Origin of the sequence: Pedobacter frigidisoli (assembly GCF_004331675.1) — a bacterium.
Lineage (GTDB): Bacteria > Bacteroidota > Bacteroidia > Sphingobacteriales > Sphingobacteriaceae > Pedobacter > Pedobacter frigidisoli.
This window is the reverse complement of record NZ_SJSN01000004.1, coordinates 173,905-196,439: the sequence shown is the minus strand read 5'-3', so window position 1 is coordinate 196,439 and position 22,535 is coordinate 173,905. Positions and strand designations below refer to the sequence as shown.

The window sequence follows — 22,535 nt, the reverse complement described above, 5'->3', positions numbered from 1 at the left end:
GTCCAGCTCCCCTCCTTACTTTCAAGGAGGGGTACGGGGGTGGTTTCCTTTTCTGTGACAAATCTTATTTACAAATTTCCCCTTAATTCTTGCTCACGCTCCAAGGATTCAAAAAGTGCCTTAAAGTTCCCTGCACCAAAACTTTGTGCGCCTTTACGTTGAATGATCTCAAAAAATAAAGTCGGGCGATCTTCTACTGGTTTGGTGAAAATTTGCAACAAATAACCTTCTTCATCACAGTCAACCAAAATACCTAAGCTTTCTAATAAGGATATCTCTTCATCGATTTTGCCAACACGTTGAGGCATCATATCGTAGTAAGCTTCTGGTGGTGCGCTTAAAAATTCTACCCCACGAGCTTTAAGTTCTTTTACAGTTTGAACAATATCCTTTGTGGCAACCGCAATATGTTGAACCCCTTCACCCTCGTAATATTCTAAATATTCTTCAATCTGCGATTTCTTTTTACCCTCAGCAGGCTCATTGATAGGGAATTTAGAGAAGCCATTTCCATTGCTCATTACCTTGCTCATTAAGGCAGAATATTCTGTATTGATTTGTTTATCATCAAAAGAAAGAATGTTAACAAAACCCATTACATCTTCATACCACTTAACGGCATCATTCATACGATTCCAGCCCACGTTGCCCACACAATGGTCGATGTATAACAGGCCAGCATCGGTAGGGTTATAATCACTTACCAATTTACGATAGCCCGGCATAAAGGTTCCTGTGTAGTTTTTACGCTCAATAAACATGTGGATGGTTTCTCCATAAGTGTAAATTCCACTCATTTTAATCTCACCATTTTCATCGCTTAAGGTTTGTGGTTCCAAATATGGTTTTGCTCCTCGCTTTGTAGTTTCCTCAAAAGCACTGTAAGCATCATCTACCCAGAGGGCCAAAACTTTTACTCCATCACCATGTTTTTTTACATGTTCAGAAATTGGATGATCAGACTTTAATGCACTTGTTAAAATCAACCTGATTTTTCCTTGTTGTAAAACATAAGAGGCACGATCGCGAACGCCTGTTTCAGGCCCAGCATAGGCCAAACTCTGAAAGCCAAAAGCAGTTTTGTAATAGTGCGCTGCCTGCTTCGCATTACCCACATAAAATTCTATATAATCTGTTCCATTGATGGGCAGAAAATCTTGTGCTTTAGCTATTTTTTCTGCAAATGTTAGTGTTTCCATATTTGTTTTTGATGTTCCGGAGTCCGATTTGGATGTCCGAAGATTTAAGTTTTAATAAGTCGGAAGTCGGGCGTCCGAGGTCGGAAGATTTTAGTTTTTAATAGTCAGAGTCAAAATTTTTTTCTAGATCCAATGCGTTATACTATCGGTCCCCGACCTCCAACTTTTGTTTTTTTACGTCGCATCATCGGACTTCCGTCTTCCGACCAATTTATTCTACATTAATCTGCCAACTTTTGTGATAGTTCTCATCCTCGATATCCAATGCATCTTGTGTAAGCATTAAAGGTTTAAAGGGATCAATCATCACGGCCAATTCATCAGTTTTTTCTTTACCAATCGATTTTTCTACCGTTCCGGGATGCGGGCCATGAGGAATGCCTCCAGGATGTAAAGTGATTTGGCCTTTTACCACGCTTTTGCGACTCATAAAATCTCCATCGACATAATACAGCACTTCATCACTATCTACATTGCTATGGTTGTATGGTGCAGGAATAGAATCTGGATGGTAATCGTATTTTCGAGGAACAAACGAACAAACTACGAAGTTGTGCCCCTCAAAGGTTTGGTGTACTGGTGGCGGTTGGTGTAATCGGCCAGTTATTGGTTCGAAATCATGGATAGAAAAGGCGTAAGGATAATGGTAGCCATCCCAGCCTACATAATCAAAAGGATGTGTGCCGTAAGTGTATGGATAAATTAATCCTTGTTTTTTAATCAGCACTTTAAAATCGCCATATTCATCATTGGTTTGCAGGTTTTCAGGCAACCTTAAATCTCTTTCGCAATAGGGCGAATGTTCCATTAATTGTCCGTATTGATTGAGGTACCTTTTTGGCGGCCTTATCGGACTAAAGCTTTCCACAATGAAAAGTCGATTGTCTTCATAATCGAACTCCAACTGATAAATGGTTCCTCGAGGAATGATCAAATAATCGCCATAAGCAAACTTGATTTCTCCAAAGCCAGTTTTCAACTTCCCCGAACCTTCATGAATGAAAATCATTTCATCAGCCTGACTATTCTTATAAAAATAATCTGTCATCGATTTTCGAGGAGCAGCCAAAACAATGTGTAAATCGCTATTGACCAGAACAGGCTTGCGACTTTTTAAATAATCATCCTCTGCTTTAATATTAAAACCGATTAAGCTGGTGTGCTTTAGATGTTTTTCGCGGGCAATTTTTGGCTCCACGCTATAAGGCTCACCCAAATGTTTTACTATAGTTGGCGGATGGCAATGGTAAACCAGAGAATACAAACTCGAAAAACCCTCGGTAGATACCAATTCCTCGGCATAAAGATTTCCATCGGGCTTGCGAAAAACCGTATGACGTTTAGCAGGAATTTGCCCTAATTTATGATAAACAGGCATAATATATAAGTTATGGTTAGAAGAAAATTCTAAGAAATAAACAATTAAAACGGCAATGCGTTTCAATTAAAAGAAAAGGGTAGGATTTACAGAGAATATTGGGCCATGATTAACTTAGAAAGAATTTTATAGCGACGAGCAGCGATGGCGTCGTTAACTAGATTGATATGTAATGCTTTTAATATCATGGTCTTAATGATCGCAAGGTAAGTATTTTATTTAAAAGTTGAAATTTTAATTACCTTTAATTTCAAACTACAATCGTCCCCGATATGAAATTCATTTTTACCCTTATTGTTTTTTTAGCATTAAGTTATTGCGGCTTTTCTCAGCAAAAAGCCAAGTACAAAATCAAAATTATCGAAAGTAATGGAAGAGTTTCCAGAGGTTCTTTTTATGCTGCCGCAGACGATGGACTTACCATTATCGGAAACCGAAAAGATACCTTAAAATTTAGTGCTGACAGTATTGTTGCCTTACATGTTCAACGAAAAGGGTTTGTTGCGCCGTTGGCTATTGCTGGCGGCTTAACATTTTTTGTGTTGGCCGCAAAAAGTGATAAACTGGTAGAATCCTTAGTGTTAATTGCTGCGGGTGTACCAGTTGGGGTTTCAGCGGGATCGCTAATTGGGGGTATATTGGGTAATCGCAAACACTACAAAAATCTAAGTGCGAAAGATTTTCCTTTGATTAAGCCAAATCTCCAGCAATATACTATATTAAAATAATGCCAATATTCTTATTCGAGATTATGTATTTTTTTTAGCTTTACCACGTATTTTAACCAAATCTATATGAAATTAGTATCCTATAAAACTGAAGACAGAGAGCATCTTGGTGTTTTTATAAACGGGCATATTTACAATTTAAATAGCTGTGATAAGCTCCTGCCAGATAATATGAATGAGTTTTTGCAAGGTGGAGAAGTACTGATGGAGCGAGCAAAGAAAGTAGATGCTCAAATAAAAGATGGAAGTTTAGTAGCCAAGGAGGAGATTTTTTACGAGATTTTGGCACCCGTTCCGCACCCTACAAGTTGTAGAGATGGTTATGCCTTTAGGCAACATGTTGCAGCTGCCAGGCGTAATCGCAAGGTTGATATGATCTCTCAATTTGATGAATATCCGATATTTTATTTTACCAATCATAATGCTATTCAGGGTACAGGTGAAATAGAGTGCATGCCAGATCATTTCGAAAAACTAGATTTCGAATTAGAATTGGCAATTGTTATTGGTAAAAAAGGTAGAAATATTAAGGCTGCAGAAGCTGATGAATATATTGCAGGTTACATGGTGATGAACGACATGAGTGCCAGAACTTTGCAGATGGAAGAAATGCTCTTGAATCTTGGTCCAGCTAAGGGAAAAGATTTTTCGACAGTTATTGGTCCTTGGTTGGTTACTCCAGATGAATTGGAACAACATAAAGTTGCAGCAAAAGATGGTCATGTGGGTAACGCCTATGATTTAAAAATGACTTGTCGTGTAAATGGTGTAGAGGTTTCTAGAGGCAATGCCGCAGATATGGATTGGACTTTTGCCGAGATTATAGAGCGTTGTGCTTATGGGGTAGATATTCTTCCTGGTGATGTTATTGGTTCGGGAACTGTTGGTACGGGCTGCTTCTTGGAATTAAACGGCACAGGTTTGCTGAATGATCCAAATTATAAAACACAGTGGTTGCAACCAGGTGATGTTGTTGAAATGGAAATTACAGGTCTTGGAGCGCTTACGAATAATATTACCAAAGCGGATACTGATTTTTCTATTTTGGCGCTAAAAAAATAAACTTATTATGAGGAATTTGGAAAGCAGTTTCCTGCCCATTTCGGTTCCTGTAGCCCTGCCATTCGCTTTACTCAGCCCGATGAAGCGTGTGCAACAAGCAAGCATACCTTTAAAAAATAAAACAGGTGCTTAAATCGGGCTTTCGTGTTCGCTTCTGTCAGGTTTAAATTACTTAGGTAAACCTTTCCTAAACCCGACAGGAGCGATTATCTCCCGATTTTTCATTGGGAATAAAAGCAAATGGCGGGACTAACATTAAAAAGAGCTACTGCAACTGATTTTCAAAAAATAGCTAATCACCACAAATTTCAAATAAATTGTTAACCTTAAAAACTAAAGATTTAACTGCGGTACAATTGCAAGATTATTTGCAATATGCGATTGCGCCTCGGCCAATTTGTTTTGCCTCTACTATAGATGCTGAAGGAAATATAAATTTAAGTCCATTCAGTTTCTTTAACATGTTTAGTACAAAACCGCCGATTTGTATCTTCTCTCCAGCAAGGCGAGTGCGGGATAATACCACTAAACATACTTTAGATAACGTATTGCAGGTTAAAGAATGTGTGATCAATATTGTGAATTACGATATGGTGCAGCAAATGAGCTTAGCGAGTACAGAATATGCAAAAGGTGTAAATGAATTTGAGAAAGCAGGTTTTACCATGCTTAAATCTGATTTAGTAACTCCGCCACGAGTTGCCGAAGCACCCGTTCAATTTGAATGTGTAATTAATGATGTGATTGCTTTGGGAGATAATCATGGAGCTGGAAATTTGGTTTTAGCCGAAATAAAACTGATTCACATTAATGAAAGTATCTTGGATGATCATGGAAAAATCGATCAACAGAAAATAGATTTGGTGGCCCGTTTGGGTGGCGATTGGTATTGCAGGGTAACTGAAAGTAATCTTTTTAAGGTTGCGAAACCATTAGCAAAATTGGGCATTGGAGTAGATCGTTTGCCAAAGTCAGTCCGTTTATCGAAAGTTTTAACGGGTAACGATTTAGGCATGCTCGGAAATGTAGAACATTTGCCTAGTGATGAGGAAATAGACATTGTTGGTGCACATCCAGAAGTTAAGGAAATATTAGACGCGACCATTGGAGATGCACAGAATAGAGAACGAGAACTTCATGAGTTGGCAAAAAGCTATCTTATCGGCGGAAATGTTGAATTTGCTTTAAAGATAGTTTTACTATAAATTTAAAAAGCTAAAATTTAATTATGCATACCATTGTACAAGTAGATCAATATATCATAAATTCCGCAGAATTCTTTATTCCGATTTTAGATCATTTACGAAATCTAATTCATAAAGCTGATGCTAGAATTGAGGAAAGAATGAAATGGAGTATGCCTTTTTTCGAACTTAAAGGTCCGATTTGCCACATTGCTGCCTTTAAAAACCATTGTGCTTTTGGCTTTTGGAAAGGCGCTTTAATGAATGATGCTTACGGAATTTTTAAGGATGAAGCGACAATGGGAAAATTAGGTAAAATTACATCATTTGAAGATTTACCTGCTGATGAAATCTTGATTGCATACATTCAACAAGCCATTCAGCTGAATGAGGATGGCATAAAGTTGCCAGCAAAACCTAAGACTAATCAAAAGCCAGATATAAAAGTGCCAGATTATTTTATTGAAGCATTGCAGGAAGATTCGAAAGCGATGGCCGTGTTTCAAAATTTTACGCCATCTAAAAAGAAAGACTACATATTGTGGTTAGAGGAAGCCAAAACTGAAGCAACAAAACAAAAGCGATTATTACAATCATTGGAGTGGATTGCGGACGGAAAATCAAGAATGTGGAAGTACGAAAAATAATCTACAAAATGCTTACGGCTTTTAGAAACCGATCTTTGTAATGCCCGTTAAGTTCGGTAATGGTTACACTATGTGCCTTACCAGAAGAAGCGTGGATAAATTTAATTCCATTTTCATCGATAGAATAAATAATTCCAACGTGACCAATTGTTCTCACTCGAGAGTTGGTGCCGGTAAAAATTAATACATCGCCAACTTTTGCATTTTCTAAGGTTGTTTCTTTGCCTGTACCGCTAAATTCTCTTGACGATCTTGGTACCTTAAAACCGAAATTACTAAAAACATAACTTACAAAACCAGAGCAATCAAAGCCAACTTTTGGGTTGCTTGTAGCATAACGATAAGGTATGCCCAACATGCTTTTTGCAAAATCAATTAATGTGGTAGAACTTGTTGTGCCACTATTGTTGTTAATTACCGTAGCGTTTTTCGGAAAACTAGCTACCAGTTTTTTAACTAAATCCTGGTATTGTTGTGGAAGTATTGTTTGAGCTTTTCCTGCAGTTGCAGACAAAATGAAAAACAGAATTGGTATTATTATTTTCTTCATATGTTGGTGCCAAAGATAGAAAAATAATTTAAGGCACCTCAAAATGTTGAAAACCAGTTAAAACAAAAGAAGCCCAAGCGTTAACTTGAGCTCCATAGTTTTGTTTTATAATCTATTATTAGATATTAGGGAACATCGTTTGAGCTTTCTCGCCAATTAACGGCATAGGCTTTTTCTGACCTTGAATCGCACCGATTAAACCGATAATCCAGATAATAAAAAGAACCAAATAAAGCGCACTGAATACATATCCTAATGCTACCGATGGAATAATTCTTAAAACAATATTGCCAGCAATACCAACAATAACATATAAGATGTTGATTAAAAGAGATTGTCTTAATTGGTATGTGCTTAAATCAGTTTTTTTATCCTTGTACATTGCAAAGTAAGCAACTAACCAAAGAATTCCGAAATAGCTAACGATTGATGCCGCTTTGCCATCTTCTGTTGTTGTTGTGAAGTTTTTGTTTGTTTCCATATATTAAAATTTAGTTTAAGTGTTTTGGATTTAATAATAGGGAAATTGCTACGAAGTAATAAAAATTAATTAGAAATAAAAAATTTAACTTTTATTTTATGTTTAAATGCTTGCAAATAAAGTCTGAGCCTTTTCGCCAATAAATGGAATAGGATTTTTCTCACCTTGTATGGCACCAACAAATCCAATAATCCAAAGTACAAAAAAGCCAAACTGTAAAATTCTCAGAAAGTAAATAGCACCAAAAATTCCAGTAGCAAAAATTAAGGGGACTACAAATGCTCCAATTGCCCAACTCAAAACGGTTGTTGCAATATGAAATAATAGGGTTTGTCTAAGTTGATAACGGCTCAATTCGGTTTGGTGATCCTTATACATGGCGAAGTAGGCGATTAGCCAACCTACAAACCAAAAATAACTTACAATTGCTGCAGTTTTGCCATTATCAGCCGATGCTGAATTTTGATTAAAGGGATTATTTGTTTCCATAGGGGGATTTAGTTTTATAAGTCTCAAGGTAGTGAATTATCTGTTCAAACCAATTTCTATGGCGTAGTAACCGCAACAGGTAAAATTTTCCCGTTAAAATATTTATGACCTGTTTTAGCAAAATCTGCAATATATTTTCCCATTTCAAAAGCCATAACAGGGCTTTGGTAACCTGGAAAAGCAGCTTCAAGCATTTCGGTTTGAGCAGATCCTAACGCTAGGCAGTTTATTTTAATACCGGTATCTGCCAATTCAAAAGCTAAACATTCGGTTAAAGTATGTAAAGCCGCCTTACTTGCAGAGTAAGCTGAAAGTCCGGGGAATTTTACGCTTCCTTGAAACCCGCCCATGCTACCAATGTTCACAATATGACCGCCACTTTGCATTAAGGGTAAAACGTTTTGGATCATTTTAAAATGGGCAATTACGTTACTTTGCAGCATTTCACCTAAATCTTGCTCGGTGGTTTCTAAGAAGGGCTTGTTAATTAAAGAACCTGCATTGTTAATCAAGATATCAATATTTCCTAACCGTTCTTTAAGGAATGGAACCAACGCGGTGTAATCATCATTAACAATATCAAATTCTACAGGAAGTAATGTGCAATCTGGATTTATGCCTTTGGCGATTTCTAAAAGCTTACGCAATTTATCTGCAGAGCGAGCTATGGCTACAATTTTATTTTCTTTTTGTAGGCTAAATTCTAAGGCAGTTTCAAAACCGATTCCGCTACTTGCACCAGTAATTATAATGTTCATTCTATTTTTTTGATTGATATCAGCTGAAAATGGCTGTTGTTTGCTAAATTAAAATTAGTTCGATATCAACTATCGACTTAAAGCCTTTATCGGAGGTAACTAGTGGGATTTGCAAAAATTTTGAAGTGGCAGCGATTATTGCATCAGGAGTTTTTACTCCATATTGCTGACGAATTGAGATCGCAATATTTTTTATTTCAGAATTCAATTCAATTATTACGCAATCTTCTAACAAAGATTTTAGTCCTAATCTCTCGTTCTCCTTAAGCAAATGCCAGCCTAATAATTCAATTTCAGATATTACTGAAACGATTGCAGTTCCATCTAAAAAGGGTTCGATTTTTTCTAAACCTTCGTGAACATTAATAAGAAAGTTTGTATCAGCAACAAAACTAAATGAACTCATTCCTTATTTTTGTTTGATAATCAACGCCGTCAAGTCCACGCTGAAGTTTGCCGAAGTGCTTACGTAAGCTTTTCTTTGCAGCTCCTTCTGAAACCTTTTTTATTGCTTCTTGCACTTTTTCTTTAGTAACAGGTTGCTGAATTTCAATTATCATATTCAAATTTAATCAATTAAAATTAATTTACGGCAGGCTAAACTTATTTGAATTTCGACTATTCCACAACTAATTGGCTTACCGGATGCTTAATTACATGCAAGCCATCATTAATCAATTTGGTGTGATCAGCTTCTTTTCCAGCTTTAATCTCTAAATAAAATTGTATTTCCTTTTCTAGTTGGTGGTAGATTTTTTTATGAAATACAATTTCCAGAATCTCCAATGCGCATAACCAATCTTGCCTGTGGTTGGCTTTTAGCTGATTGAAAATCTCTGAAAGCTGTTCTAGATTTTCTCCACTTTCCCTTATCTCTCGAACTGTTTTGTAAAGCTGATGCAACTTGGTTGTTTTATCGTCGTAAGAAATTTTATGCGTTTTCTCCTCGCTAATTAATGTAATTTCTTCGTAAGCATCTTTATCAGCAGCACCATTAAAAACTGAAATAATTTTTTCTCCAACTGCCATATCATAATTGCCCCATTCTGGTTTAAACAATATGTTATTATTGTTTCCACTAACAGTACAATCGGTAAATGTTATCAAAAGGACTTTGTCTTTCTCTCGCAGAATATTAATAACCTCACCCTCTACAGTAATTCCACTTTCGAAAATCATTTTGGTTCTGTTGGCCAAATCATATCCAACGGTTTTTATATCTTCATCGCTATAATCTTCCAATGGTTTTGTTGCATCTTTCAATTTTCCAACAGGCGAAGAAAAGCCGTCCTGATGGTAATTTTTTCCATGTGATGTTAGCTGTTTTCCAATAAAGGCCAACGCCGATGGACCTGTTGTTTTTATAAAAGTAACATCTTCTGCAGCGCTCACACCAATATCTGTAAACACACCGCTAACCTGTAAGCCAGAGCTATAAACGGCTGTGGCCACGTTTTTGCAAGCAATGGCTTTCATAATACTTTCCGTTCCGCCACGCCTAAAGGCCATGGTATCGGCAAATTGCTCTAAAACATCTATCAGATTTTGGAAAGTTTCGGTCACAAAAAGTTGAGGTTGTGTTTTGGTTATATCGTAAGGATAATTAATCGTGTACATATTGTACCAAAGCTTCTCCACATTTTCTTGCATGCAAGAAGCACTTTCACCAATTGATGAAAGTAAGCCAGCACCATAAATTTTCGGGTTTTCCAAAGTTCCGATTAGGCCGTATTCCACTGTCCACCAATGTAATCGCCCTAATAAGGCCATTTCCGATGGCTCGCCCATATTCTCATTAATGTAACGCAATTCTTTTTCGGCTTTGGCTATTTGATATTCATCAGCATCTGCCGCTTCCTTTAAAATCGAGAGTTTTCTAATGGCTTCATAAAGTTCGAAATCCTTTGCCGAAAACATGGCTTTCGCACCAATAGAACCAAAATAACTTAGGTAATTATTATAATCGGTATCGGCAATTATTGGCGCATGGCCCGCACTTTCATGAATAATATCTGGTGCTGGCGTGTATTCGATATGGTTAATCTGGCGAATATCTGCAGCAATAACCAATACTCGATATGCCTGATATTCCATGAAGGCGGCAGGTGGAATAAAACCATCAACCGTAACAGCGCCCCAACCGATTTTGCCTAAGTTATCGTTCATGGTTTGCAAATCTGGAATATATTCAATGCTTAAACCAGCGCTTTGCAGACCTTTTATATAAGGGTAATATGCAACATTTTTAAGGTAGCTATAATTCTGACGCATTACATAGCGCCAAACTGCCTGATCGATTGGCGTATATTTTTCGTAGTTCTGTGCCACGATAAACTGTTTCAAGTGCTTCGGCAGTTTTGCTACTTGAGCATTGTTAAAATCATTAAAATTGCTCATTCGATATAATAAAAAAGTTAGTTGCAGACTAAGTTAGCTGGTTGAAATTACCTAAGCAAGAAAGCCGCAGGATAAATTAACAGGTAGGCGTAAAGAATGTTTTGTCTCATTTGCTAGGCCCGTATTGAGGCGGTGTTTAATTTTGATTTTTTGGAAAGGTGCTGTAGTTTTTCATAGGGAAATCCTGTCGGGCTGTTCGCTAAATTTTTTCAGCAAGAAAAATGCTAAAAAAGATACCGCTGCCATCCCGTTTATAAACATCAGAAAGTGCTCATCGCGAGGTTTATAGGCAATTCGCTACAAACCGAAAATAGCAGTAGTACCCAGGCCACCTAAACCCGACCATAGTGGAAAGCCCGTAAACCCGATTTTTTCAATCGGGAGCGGACTTGCAACGAGGGCGGGACTGCAGAAACCGAAGAATTACTGCAATTGCTTTCCAAATAAATTATTTGTTTTTACCACCAATCTTCTTCACGCTAAAGGTAAAGTAATGTTGATATAAGTAACTGAAAAGCGCCATTAAAACTGAAACTGCAATTCTGGATAGCAAGGACAAAGTTGGATAATCTCTTAAAAGTTCGAGTAAAAACTTCAATAACACATAATTTGCAAGTATATTAATGAATTGTAGATTTAAAAACCTAAATAGCTGAACTCTTCCCTTTAATTCGCTATGGGTAAAAATTACGTATTTGTTAAGTAAAAAACTGGTTGGTATAGCAATGCAATAATCCACTAATAATGATGCAGTTTCTCTTTGAAGAACGATAACGCCAAAATCTACCTCCTTGGTTTTGAAAATAAAAAAGTAGGCAAAATAATAGCTTAATATTCCCAATAGCAAGGTGCCACCACCTGTTGCCAAATACCTAAAATTATGAAGCGAAATGAACTTTTTAAACGGCGGGTAAAAAAAATCTATAATAGCTAAAATCGCCTGACGCATGGATAATTAATATTGTGTAGCGCAAAGGTAGTTTTTTGTTGCAAAAAAAAAGAGCCTTGATTTTTTCAAGGCTCTTAGTATAGTTTCGAATAAATTACTCGTTTGTTGCTTTGTGTGCAGGATCGGGGTGAACCATGCCTTCCATCGCTTGATCTAAATTTAAATCTAAACCTTTTGCAATGCCTAAGCCTAAACTCATATCGGCCCTAAACCAATGGCAAAGTTGGCGATTAATAATTTCATCTTTCTTAACGCCATTAATTCCACCCATGGCACCAACAATGTTCGCAATGGTATTCTTCTTGGCTTCTGGATCCATTAAACGGAAAAGATTTCCGGGTTGTGTATAATGGTCGTTTTCACCCTCCGCATTTCTATCATATTGATCGGCCATTAACGATTCCATTGGCCAAGCTGGCTGCTTGTAGCTTTCATCAACCTCAATATCATCGAAGCTATTTGGGAAATAATTTGGGTTAGAACCGCCATTGCCATTTACGGCCATTAAGCCATCGCGTTGGTAATTGTTAGTCATAAATGGGCAACGGTTTACTGGTATTTGCTCGTAGTTTCCACCTAAACGATAGCGTTGCGCATCGGGATAAGAAAGAATTCTACCTTGCAGCATTTTATCTGGCGAATAATAAATTCCATCTACCACGTGTGCAGGTGCAAAAGCAGCTTGCTCTACGTGTGCGTAGTAATTGTCAGGATTTTCGTTCAATTCCAATTCTCCAACCTCAATTAAAGGATAATCGCCATGTGGCCATACCTTTGTTAAATCGAATGGGTTTAAATGATAGGTTTTAGCATCATCAAAAGGCATAATTTGAACTTTTAAAGTCCATTTTGGAAATTCGCCTTTTTCAATCGATTCGAATAAATCGCGTTGAGAATGATCAGGATCTTGCGATTTCATATCAACAGCTTCATCATTTGTAAAGTTTTGAATTCCCTGTTTAGTCTTGAAGTGAAATTTTACGTAGAAACGTTCATTCTGATCATTGTAGAACGAAAAGGTGTGGCTACCGAAACCATCCATGTGGCGGTAAGAAAACGGAGTTCCTCTATCGCTCATCAAAATTAAAACCTGGTGTAAACTTTCTGGGTTTAAGCTCCAAAAATCCCACATCATGGTTGGGCTTTTCATATTGGTTTGAGGATCGCGTTTCTGTGTATGAATAAAATCGCCAAACTTTTTAGGATCCTTAACGAAGAAAACAGGTGTATTATTTCCAACTAAATCCCAATTTCCATCTTCAGTGTAAAACTTTAATGCAAATCCACGTGGATCACGCTCACTATCTGCCGATCCTTTTTCGCCACCAACGGTAGAGAAACGAAGAAATGTTTTGGTTTGCTTACCAATTTCCGAGAAAAGCTTTGCTTTTGTATATTTTGTAATATCGTGGGTAACGGTAAAAGTACCATAAGCACCAGAACCTTTTGCGTGTACAACACGTTCAGGAATCCGCTCGCGGTTAAAGTGAGCCATTTTTTCATGTAAAATGAAATCCTGAATCAAGATAGGACCGCGAGGTCCAACGGTCATGCTATCTTCGTTACTCGCATAAGGAATACCGGATGCACTTGTTAGTTTTTTCTTTTCGCTCATCGTTTAAGTTTTATTATGTTTTGCGATATAAAAGTGAGGTAATTTACTGGACAAATCAAACTGTTAATGTCTATTTGAACATAGATATTATTGATATGTTAGCGCTATTCATCAATAAAATAAATTTAAGAAATTTTACTGATTGTTTGTATAAAATAAAGGTTGCGCAACAAAATCTATAACAGCACACCAAGTGTAAGATGGGTGTTTTTGTATACTTACACCAACGGTATTGAGCTTGTATTTTTGATCTAACAAATTAAAACGATGCCCTAAAGCAGGAACCCCACAATCTAGCAACAAATGGCAAACAATATCTAAGCTATTGGAATAGCCAAAATCTATGTTTTCGCTCATTGCCTTATTTGGGAAATATTTACTTAAGCGCTTAGCAAAGGTGTCACCATTGCTACTTTCATGTGAGCCTAAATTATTTCTATTTAAATCTTGGGCATGACTTCGGCTCACCAACGTTAATTTCTCATCGGGATAAAACATTTGGAGGTTTTTTATGCCACGCATGTGTTTAAGCAGTGAGATATAGTATGGGTTTGTTCTGGTGATTTTTAATTCGTTGTAGTTTCTATATTTCCTAACTTTTGCATTGTAGTTATTGATATAATCCTCTAAAAAGGTATAATAGAACTTTTCTCCATCAATGCGGATGAGGTTCATGTACATTACAATATTTTTTTCTTCATCGGTTAGGTACGATGCATTGGCTGCTGTGTTGGCCTTACGAAATTCGGCATCCGTCCAGTTTTGGGCATGAGATAATTTTGCCACAAACAACGGCAGAAAAATAATTAATAAAGCTTTATACATGGGATGATTTTCATGGATAACGACAAATGAATTTTTTTATTTTTATCGTTTTAGAATTTAACATAATTACGCTTGGTAAGCAATTAGTTACAGGTTTGGGGATTTCCGAAATCTTATAATCCGTATTTTTGGCTAATTATGAAAAAACTAATTATTCTGTTTTGGTTTTTTGGAATATCAATATCATTAAAAGCACAAATTGATACCACGACACTCAGAGTCATATCAAATCAGATAAAAAAGGAATTTGCTCCTGATAGGCGTTCGGTTTATTTTAACGCTCTAATTAAAGGTGATAGTATTTTAATTGAAAGTACATCTCAAGATGCTTTAAATGCTTTTGATAAACAGGTGCAAGAAGTAAAAGGCTTTGTAAAAGTTAGTTCATTATTGCCATCAAAAAACTTAAGCGGAATGGAATATGGACTGGCAAATCTGTCGGTTTGTAATAATCGCTCTGCGCCACAGAACTCAGCAGAAATGCTTACCCAGATGATTTTAGGTACTCCGGTACAAGTATTAAAAAAACAAGGTGGTTACTATTTAGTTAGAACACCCGATGGTTATTTATCTTATACTGATGGTACTGCGGTTAGTTTAATGAATAAGGCTGATTTCGAGGCATGGAAAAAATCTAAAAGGATAATTTACATGCAAGATTTTGGTCATGCTTTTAGTGAAACAAATACCAACTCTATGCGAGTTTCTGATTTGGTTAAAGGCAATATTCTTCAAGTTATTGGAGACGAAAAAAGATTCTACAAAGTGATTTTTCCTGATAAACGAATTGGTTATATTAAAAAAGCTGACGCAAAAATATTCAATGAATGGGAGAAAGCAGCTAATCCTAATGCTAATAGAATTCTTGAAACAGCTAAAACATTACTCGGAGTACCCTATTTATGGGGAGGAACCTCAACCAAAGGTGTAGATTGTAGTGGTTTTACAAAGATGAGTTATTTTCTAAATGGCATTATTATTCCTAGAGATGCCTCTCAACAAGCTTTGGTTGGCGCTGCTGTAGATGTTTTGGAAAGTGATTCGATTAGTGTTGAGAAATGTCTTAAAAACTTGCAACCAGGAGATTTAATGTTTTTTTCTGCAGCAAAACGAAGAGGCTTAAATGGTGGAAGGGTTTCGCACACTGCTATTTACATAGGGAATGGAGAGTTTATTCAAGCTGCGGGAATGGTTAAGATAAATAGTATTATATCAACTGCACCCAATTATGATAGCCATCAAAGTAAAACTTTGGTTAGCGCAAGAAGATTCTTAACAGAAATTGGTCAACCTGAAATCACTAGGGTAGATCAGCACAGCTGGTACGGGAAATAGTGTGTAATTTGAACTTGTCGAAAAACTTTTTGAATTTCGACAAGCTCAATTTAACAGTTAAACTTACAAAAACATACCGCCAGAAATCTCAATGCGTTGCGCATTGATCCACCTTGCATCTTCTGTACATAAAAAGGCAACAACTCCGCCAATATCATCTGGTAAACCAACACGGCCTAGCGCAGTTTGTGAGGCAATCATTTTATTCATTTGCTCGTTATCTCTAACTGCTCCACCATTAAAATCTGTTTCAATTGCGCCCGGAGCAACAATGTTTGAACGAATGCCTTTAGCACCTAATTCTTTAGCTTGGTATTTTGTTAATACTTCCATTGCGCCTTTCAAAGCTCCGTAAGCAGAAGCACCTGGTAAGCTAAATCTTGCTAAACCACTTGAAATATTAACAATTCCAGCACCATCGTTTAAAATTGGCAAGGCCTTTTGTGTAATAAAGAAAGGGCCTTTGAAGTGAATGTTTACCAAATTGTCAAAATCTTCGACCTTTGTTTCAGCAAATAAGGCATGGTGACCAGTACCTGCATTGTTGATTAAGAAATCGAATTTTTCTGCATTAAAAACAGATTTTAATGTTGATTTTACTTCTGTGAAAAAAGCGTCGAAAGTTGTAGCATCAGATACATCTAATTGCAAAGCTGCGGCATTTACACCAAGTTTTTTAATTTCCTCTACAGTATTTTCTGCATCTTCTTTTTTCGATTGATAAGTAACGATGACATCAATCCCTTTAGCAGCAATTTTCAGCGCTGCGTTTTTTCCTAATCCTCGGCTACCACCGGTTATTAAGGCAATTTTATTTTGTGTTTCCATTTTCTATTTATTTGTTTAACAAAATTAAATGGAAATTGGCTGTAAAAATGGTGAGTAGTTAAGTTAAAATGGTGACACCTTAAGTTTTATATGGTGACAATTTCCTTATTTGCCAGTGAGTTGAAATATTCTTCGCGATATTGTTTTGGCGTTTGGCCGGCAAAATGCTTAAAAAACTTGGTGAAGTTAGATGGATCGTAAGTAAGTATTCTTGCAATTTCGGCAATTGGAGTGCTCAAATTTTGCAACATAGATTTCGAAATTTCCATTAAACGCTCTTCAAAAAAATAACAGGGAGAATGTCCTGTAGCAGATTTTATGGTGTTACTTAAGTGCGTTGGATGAACATGTATTAAATCGGCAAAATCCCTAACCTCGAACATTTCTGTTGCACGGCCAGAAACGATATCATCAAGGTGTTTATCTAATTCCCTTAAATAATCTGCTGCGATTTCATGTTGACGGGCAAAAAACTTTTGAGGGATTTTCATAAAATGATCTTAATGTTTAAACAAATATAGTATTGCAGCAAATGAATTGGAAATTTGTATTCTCCTTGAAAATTATTATGACTAAAGATTGTTTTTAATCAATATTGTTTTGAATTTTGTATCCTTTACCTAATTTCTCTTTCACAAGCTTTTCTCTTTCCTTTTGTGCTATTTCTGGCGAACTAAAGGTTTTAATATTCACTTGCCCTTTTGTGCCAATTCTTCCAAATCTGATAATGAGTTTAGACTCTTCGGTAGCAGATTCCCAAAATTTGTTGCTACCCATATCTGAATATACCAATCGATCAAAAATAAGTTGCTCATAGCCAATAATAGGTTCACTTTTTGGTGCAGCCTTAGGTGAATTTTCCTCCTCCTGATTTGGGTTTTCAACAGGCGAAATTTTATCAAAGGTTGGCAGTTCTAGGTTTTCCTCAATCTGATCGACCGGTTTTTCATTGATTCGCTTTAAAATTAATTCCATCATTTTCTGCGGATTTTGCAACCAATCTTTAGCATACAAATGCATGGTTCGCCAACCAAAGGATTTTAAAATTGCTGGTCTTTGATAGTATTGTTCCAAAAGATTTTGATTTCCATAATGTGCCTCATCATCAATTAAAATACTTAAAATATAAGCGTCATCATTAGGATGAAGTTTAACAGCAAGCGAACATTTGAATGTACTTTGTCCAACATTCTCTTTCACTTCGAAGCCTTTAGCCAATAATTCGTCTTTAATTTGTTTCAACACCACTGAGCTTTTGGAAACTGCAATTTCTTTTTTGTTGAATACCAAACTATCGAGTATGGCCCTCGCCATCTCCATATTGCCAGTGCTTACACTTTCTGCATATTGTAAAAACCTACGGAAATAATTTGCGCCCTCATTGTATTCGTTGGTGATGTTATGGTACTTGATGCTGCTAATTACCGCCATGTGTTTTTTGGCACGACTGAAAATTACATTCAACCTTTTCTCACCACCTTTTTTATTAACCGGCCCAAAATTCATTAAGATTTTTTTGCGGGCATCGTAACCATAACAAACACTCATGATTATGATATCACGTTCATCTCCTTGAATATTTTCAAGGTTCTTGATGATTAATCCCACAAACTGCTCATCTTGAGTTCTATTGTAAGCTTCTTCCAAAAGCAATTCGAATTCTTTATCCGTAGCGGCTAAACTCGTTAAAGCATTTTCTATGGTGTGCTGCTGCTCCTGACTAAAAGCCACAATACCAATACTTTCCTCAACACCGCGTTTTAAAAGTTCTCTAACTAAATTGGCGATATAGTTTGCCTCATCCTGATTATTTCTTTTTTCATAAACACTATTTGGATGAAAGTGAAAACTGATACTTCGATCGAAAAGTGCATCTGCATATTTGCTTGCATCTTCTGCTTGTGTTACTTCTAAAACTGCTTTTTCTTGGTGATGAACTGTTTTATCGGGAATGGTTAGCAGCCCAGCTTCATAAAAGGCATGGTTGCTATAACTGATCAAGGTTTCGTAATGGCTGCGATAATGCCAGCTCAACATGGTACTATCTAATTTTCTACTTCCCTGAACCAGTAAGCTATCAGCATCGGTACTTAAAAGTTCGCTATCCTCGTCATCTTCATAAGCTTCCAAATCATCGGGATCTTCTGCTTTTGCCGAGAAAAAGTTTGTGGGCGGCATTTGTTTGTCATCGCCAACAATAATGGTTTGCGGACTTCTGTATAGCGCCGGAATTCCCTCTTCCAGCGTAATCTGACTGGCTTCATCGAAAATTACAACATCGAAATAATTAATATCCAAAGGCAAACTATCGCTCACACTTAAAGGACTCATCAGCCAAACGGGTTTAATATCCTTAAGCACTAAACAACTTTCCTTGGCGCTTAATTCCCTGATGCTTTTATAGCGCATGCTTTTGCTAAACTCATTCTCCAAGATTTTTCTTCCCTCGTTGTAGTCTTTTTTAAATGCTTTTTGCTGCGGATTTAATTGACTTAAAGCCATGTTGCCAAGCTCGATATGTTCCAGAAAACGATGCCTGATTGATGCTCGTATTTGTTCTGCATTAAGCTTTAATAACTTTTTATAACCACTCTGAATCTGATTCACTGCTTTCTCAATTGCCTGGATATCAGTTGCTGCAAAAACCTTATTGTACTGGTAAAATTGTTTTAATGTTTTGCTCGCCATCGAAGCTTCGGTTTCGGCAGGCGTAATAGCAACCCTATTGAGCAAGTTCTTAACATTTTCTGATGCCTTGCTGTAATCTTTAAGTGCTGGCAACAAATCCAATAAGCTTTCGCTATTCATTAAGATACTTTCCAGTTCATCTCTCAATTCATCAAAAGATTTATTTTCGCTTTCTGCTAAACACTCGTTTAACTTTGCTGATAAAATGTTGAGGCTAGGATAGAGTTTATTTAATTTTTTGATCAAATCTGCAGCATTCGGATGCGCAATTAGGTAATCGATTTCTTGATCGCCACGCTTTTGCCTAATGGTTTTGATGTTTAAAATGGCATCATCGATTCCCGCTAAGTGATAGTTTTGTTGAAGTAAATTTTGAGTGTTCGATAAATTATTCTGCGCATCGTACTCATTTTTTAGCTGTTGTAAAATGCTGGTAAAACTTGGCTTAATTTGATGCTGACTGAAATTATAACTCTGCTGCAACTGCTTTTTTAAATTTCTCCATCCACCGTTTAAAAAACTCAAAAATGAACCCTCGTTATTCTCAGCCAGTTCCAATGCACTTGTCAAGTCTTGTCGGCTAAGCTTTTGGATCCAATTTTGATTTTGGGCTGTTGCATGCTGCAAATTTTGTTTTTGCTGCTGATATTGATTTACCTCACGATCAAAATTGCAGGCTTTTTCCGTACTAGGATCTAACAGTTCGATATTATTATATTCTACAAAAGGGTAGAGTAATAACGCATCTTCCGAAACGGCCAACATTTGAGTTAAATAGGTGCAATGTTCAGGACTAATGTCGTTTTGATGGATGAAACTATCAATTTCATTTAGTGATAATTGTAAATCCTTGATTAAATTTTCGAGGTAATTTAATGGATTTTCCTGATTGTAAACTTGATCATTAAGTTTACTTAATGGATGATCTGCGAAAGCTGGTTCAGCACCAATTTCTTCTAACTGTTTACTGAGTTCAACAATCATTTCACCAAAAGAAATCCATTCCTTGTACGCAGGAAGCAACTCTTCTTGCTTGGGTTGCAACGGCAAAATCTGATTTTTAAGTTCAATTACCCGATCAATTAATTCACGCAAAGGCAAACCTGCAGTTTCTGGAATTTCGTTATGGTGCTCGTGAAATTGTTGCAAAACAGCCAAGTGTAAATTCAAGTCGTTAATTAATTCGATCCTTGTTTGTTTTATTAAAGGAAGATCTTTTTTGTGGTGAATGAAATCTTCATAAGTGGCTTTTAAGTTTTTAATAAATTCCCGTTTATCGCCTTGGCTATCGTGAATGTAGCAGCAAAGCTCATCTAAACCATTCTGTTTTAGGCGATGAAAAACTACATCGAGCGCAGCTCTTTTCTCACAAACAAATAAAATATTCTTTCCCTGAGCCAAGAAATCTGCAATTAGGTTGGTAATGGTTTGGCTTTTTCCAGTTCCCGGCGGACCTTGAATAATATAACTATCGCCGTTTCGGCTCTGTAAAATCGCTTTCGTTTGAGTAGGGTCGGCTGTTATTACATGGTTCCAATCATCAATCTTATTTAAATCGATGTGATGTTCCTTAATTTGCCTTGGCTGATTGCTGAATAAAGATTCGAAAACCTCATGCTGAACCGTGTTGTCGATTACATGATTGTAATCGCGAACCAAACTCATTTTTTTATAATTGAAATTTCCCAAAACCATGTTGCAGGTATCGAAATCCCAACTGTAAGGATTACTGGCATTTTCAGTTAATTCGAAAAGTTCTCTCCCATTATCGTTATTTCCAGTAAGCTGTTGCGATGCCAACTTAATATCATCATTAATCAAAAATTCCAAGAACGACGGTTTTGATTCTACTCTTTGTTTAAAAATTTCTAATCCGAGTGGTTTAAAATGCTCTGTTTGATAGCTGTAGCCAATGTTTTTGTAACTTTCTAAACCCGAACTTTTTCTTAAGCGCTTTTTATAATTGCCAACGGTTTGTTTGGCTACGCTGTGGATTAATTTTATGAGTGGTTTTTCTATATACTGAAGTTGAATGCCTTGATTAGCACTATCGATTTGTGATTTCAGGATTTGGTAAAATTGCTCGATGCTCATTTCATCCAGATCAACAAAATCGGGCAATTTAATTCCGTAAAGCTCACGAAGCTGGTTTGCTAGAACAGGATTAACCTCCGCTGCATTATCCAGAACCTGCATGGTGTAATGATCTTCCTTTAGCTTTTTGCTCTTTTTCAATTCGACAGGAATCATCAATAACGGACTTTGAATACGCTCGCTGGCATTTTCCTTTAAATTGTGCCAGTTTAAAAAGGTAATTACCAATTTAAGTTGACTAAAACCATATTCCTGTATATCTCGTTGACTTTCTACCCTTATTTTATCAAGTGCGCTAGGCAAATAACTGTGATCTTCGAAGCGTAAATATTTGTTCAGCACAATCTCTTTCATGCCTTTTACCTTACCGGAAATATCACTATTCCAAGTGAAAAGTAAATCGGGGCGAATACTTTGGTAATGCAAAACCATCGGAACACTGCTTACCGTGAGGTTTACAAAACGCATATTGGGCTTGTAAAAAAGCAATCGATTTCTTCTGCTGGTATCAAATAATCTGTTACGTAACTTGTTAAGGATGAATTGACTTCGTTCTTTAAGTTCTTTATTTACCCAGCCTGCAACATTACTTAAATCGATCTGTTTTTCTATATCATAATCTCGATAAAACTTTAATTTATGGATAACATCATATAGATCCTGACTTCTCTTAGCCCGATCGAGCTCGGTCATTTCCTTAATTAAAGCGCTAATTGTCGGATGTATTCTGGAGTTATACTGAACCGGATTTTGGCGATATTTAGTAAAGGTTTTAACATCATCCTTGTCATACAGGTTTAAACTTAAGGCTAAACTTCCCAACACTAAGCCAAGGCAGAATATATCAGTTTGGGCATCATGATGATTAATCAGAATCTCAAAACAATTGTATCCTAAAATGTATGATGGATGTTCTAAATCCTTATGTTGATCAAAATGAATGTGCATACTTTCGGTATTGTAAGTGCCCTGATCAACATCGGCTTCCAAGGTTTCTCTATGAACAATATCAAACTGTGTAGAATAAACGGATTTAAAAAGGTCGACTATTTTTGCTGCATTATAACTTGGTTTCAGAGTGAGATTTTCATCAATATCTAATCTGTTATTGGTTATGAAAAGTGCATTTTCCTTATGAAATGGCGCAACTTCGTTTATTTCGTGAAAGCTCAAAACTTCTTCAAACAATGGTAATGCAAAGGCAATAATATCATCCGTTGCATATTGTCCTCTATCAAACGCGGTATCTAAAAAGGTTTTGAAAGTAGTTCTATCTAATGGCATAATGGTGTTTCTGTTGGTAACGGCAAAATAATTAGGGACGTTTT

At 36.6% G+C, this 22,535-nt stretch carries 20 protein-coding genes; 5 read left to right on the top strand and 15 right to left on the bottom strand.

The annotated features are described in order from the left end of the window. Nucleotides 1-68: 68 nt before the first annotated feature. A complete protein-coding gene (gene hppD, locus EZ449_RS06475) occupies nucleotides 69-1,199 on the bottom strand; it encodes a 4-hydroxyphenylpyruvate dioxygenase (protein ID WP_131557156.1) in 1,131 nt (376 codons plus the stop codon). Between the two features lie 211 nt (nucleotides 1,200-1,410). After that, complete coding sequence (locus EZ449_RS06470; protein WP_131557155.1) at nucleotides 1,411-2,577, bottom strand: homogentisate 1,2-dioxygenase; 1,167 nt, start codon at nucleotides 2,575-2,577, stop codon at nucleotides 1,411-1,413. Nucleotides 2,578-2,849: 272 nt separating this feature from the next. On the opposite strand from EZ449_RS06470, the gene EZ449_RS06465 reads away from it, so the two are divergent. The 4 genes from EZ449_RS06465 (at nucleotide 2,850) to EZ449_RS06450 (ending at nucleotide 6,198) form a co-directional block, all read left to right on the top strand. Beyond that, nucleotides 2,850-3,305 carry a hypothetical protein gene (locus EZ449_RS06465; RefSeq protein WP_131557154.1) on the top strand — a complete coding sequence of 152 codons (456 nt, stop codon included), beginning with the start codon at nucleotides 2,850-2,852 and terminating at the stop codon, nucleotides 3,303-3,305. A 66-nt stretch (nucleotides 3,306-3,371) separates the two neighbouring features. Then, a complete protein-coding gene (locus EZ449_RS06460; protein WP_131557153.1) occupies nucleotides 3,372-4,367 on the top strand; it encodes a fumarylacetoacetate hydrolase family protein in 996 nt (331 codons plus the stop codon). A 317-nt stretch (nucleotides 4,368-4,684) separates the two neighbouring features. Beyond that, on the top strand, nucleotides 4,685-5,572 hold the full coding sequence (locus EZ449_RS06455; protein ID WP_131557152.1) for a flavin reductase family protein: 888 nt from the start codon (nucleotides 4,685-4,687) through the stop codon (nucleotides 5,570-5,572). A 23-nt stretch (nucleotides 5,573-5,595) separates the two neighbouring features. After that, a complete protein-coding gene (locus tag EZ449_RS06450) occupies nucleotides 5,596-6,198 on the top strand; it encodes a YdeI/OmpD-associated family protein (protein WP_131557151.1) in 603 nt (200 codons plus the stop codon). Nucleotide 6,199: 1 nt separating this feature from the next. Here EZ449_RS06450 and EZ449_RS06445 read toward each other — a convergent pair whose 3' ends face one another. The 10 genes from EZ449_RS06445 to EZ449_RS06405 form a co-directional block, all read right to left on the bottom strand. Continuing rightward, a complete protein-coding gene (locus EZ449_RS06445) occupies nucleotides 6,200-6,748 on the bottom strand; it encodes a C40 family peptidase (protein ID WP_131557150.1) in 549 nt (182 codons plus the stop codon). A 118-nt stretch (nucleotides 6,749-6,866) separates the two neighbouring features. Further along, nucleotides 6,867-7,229 carry a hypothetical protein gene (locus EZ449_RS06440; protein ID WP_131557149.1) on the bottom strand — a complete coding sequence of 121 codons (363 nt, stop codon included), beginning with the start codon at nucleotides 7,227-7,229 and terminating at the stop codon, nucleotides 6,867-6,869. 102 nt (nucleotides 7,230-7,331) lie between these two features. Beyond that, entirely contained in the window at nucleotides 7,332-7,718 is a 387-nt protein-coding gene (locus EZ449_RS06435; protein ID WP_131557148.1) for a DUF4870 domain-containing protein, read from the bottom strand. A gap of 56 nt (nucleotides 7,719-7,774) precedes the next feature. Further along, complete coding sequence (locus EZ449_RS06430) at nucleotides 7,775-8,476, bottom strand: SDR family oxidoreductase (protein ID WP_131557147.1); 702 nt, start codon at nucleotides 8,474-8,476, stop codon at nucleotides 7,775-7,777. Between the two features lie 43 nt (nucleotides 8,477-8,519). Further along, on the bottom strand, nucleotides 8,520-8,882 hold the full coding sequence (locus EZ449_RS06425; protein WP_131557146.1) for a type II toxin-antitoxin system VapC family toxin: 363 nt from the start codon (nucleotides 8,880-8,882) through the stop codon (nucleotides 8,520-8,522). Next, nucleotides 8,869-9,036: a hypothetical protein gene (locus tag EZ449_RS22600; protein WP_165499712.1), complete on the bottom strand. Its 168-nt coding sequence runs from the start codon at nucleotides 9,034-9,036 to the stop codon at nucleotides 8,869-8,871. Before EZ449_RS22600 ends, EZ449_RS06425 begins: the two co-directional genes overlap by 14 nt. Nucleotides 9,037-9,094: 58 nt before the next feature. After that, nucleotides 9,095-10,873, bottom strand: coding sequence for an aromatic amino acid hydroxylase (locus EZ449_RS06420; protein WP_131557145.1), 1,779 nt, complete (start codon nucleotides 10,871-10,873; stop codon nucleotides 9,095-9,097). 448 nt (nucleotides 10,874-11,321) lie between these two features. Beyond that, nucleotides 11,322-11,822 (bottom strand): GtrA family protein, encoded by a 501-nt coding sequence (locus tag EZ449_RS06415; RefSeq protein WP_131557144.1) that lies wholly within the window; start codon nucleotides 11,820-11,822, stop codon nucleotides 11,322-11,324. Between the two features lie 94 nt (nucleotides 11,823-11,916). Next, on the bottom strand, nucleotides 11,917-13,437 hold the full coding sequence (locus EZ449_RS06410; protein WP_131557143.1) for a catalase: 1,521 nt from the start codon (nucleotides 13,435-13,437) through the stop codon (nucleotides 11,917-11,919). 135 nt (nucleotides 13,438-13,572) lie between these two features. Then, complete coding sequence (locus tag EZ449_RS06405; RefSeq protein ID WP_131557142.1) at nucleotides 13,573-14,262, bottom strand: CAP domain-containing protein; 690 nt, start codon at nucleotides 14,260-14,262, stop codon at nucleotides 13,573-13,575. Nucleotides 14,263-14,400: 138 nt separating this feature from the next. Between EZ449_RS06405 and EZ449_RS06400 the strand changes: the two genes are divergently transcribed. Then, nucleotides 14,401-15,597 (top strand): C40 family peptidase, encoded by a 1,197-nt coding sequence (locus EZ449_RS06400; RefSeq protein ID WP_131557141.1) that lies wholly within the window; start codon nucleotides 14,401-14,403, stop codon nucleotides 15,595-15,597. 63 nt (nucleotides 15,598-15,660) lie between these two features. On the opposite strand, the gene EZ449_RS06395 is transcribed toward EZ449_RS06400, so the two are convergent. The 3 genes from EZ449_RS06395 to EZ449_RS06385 form a co-directional block, all read right to left on the bottom strand. Beyond that, a complete protein-coding gene (locus tag EZ449_RS06395; RefSeq protein ID WP_131557140.1) occupies nucleotides 15,661-16,425 on the bottom strand; it encodes an SDR family NAD(P)-dependent oxidoreductase in 765 nt (254 codons plus the stop codon). An 86-nt stretch (nucleotides 16,426-16,511) separates the two neighbouring features. Further along, nucleotides 16,512-16,916 carry a helix-turn-helix domain-containing protein gene (locus tag EZ449_RS06390; RefSeq protein ID WP_131557139.1) on the bottom strand — a complete coding sequence of 135 codons (405 nt, stop codon included), beginning with the start codon at nucleotides 16,914-16,916 and terminating at the stop codon, nucleotides 16,512-16,514. A gap of 94 nt (nucleotides 16,917-17,010) precedes the next feature. Continuing rightward, nucleotides 17,011-22,491, bottom strand: coding sequence for an AAA domain-containing protein (locus EZ449_RS06385; RefSeq protein ID WP_131557138.1), 5,481 nt, complete (start codon nucleotides 22,489-22,491; stop codon nucleotides 17,011-17,013). Nucleotides 22,492-22,535: the final 44 nt, after the last annotated feature.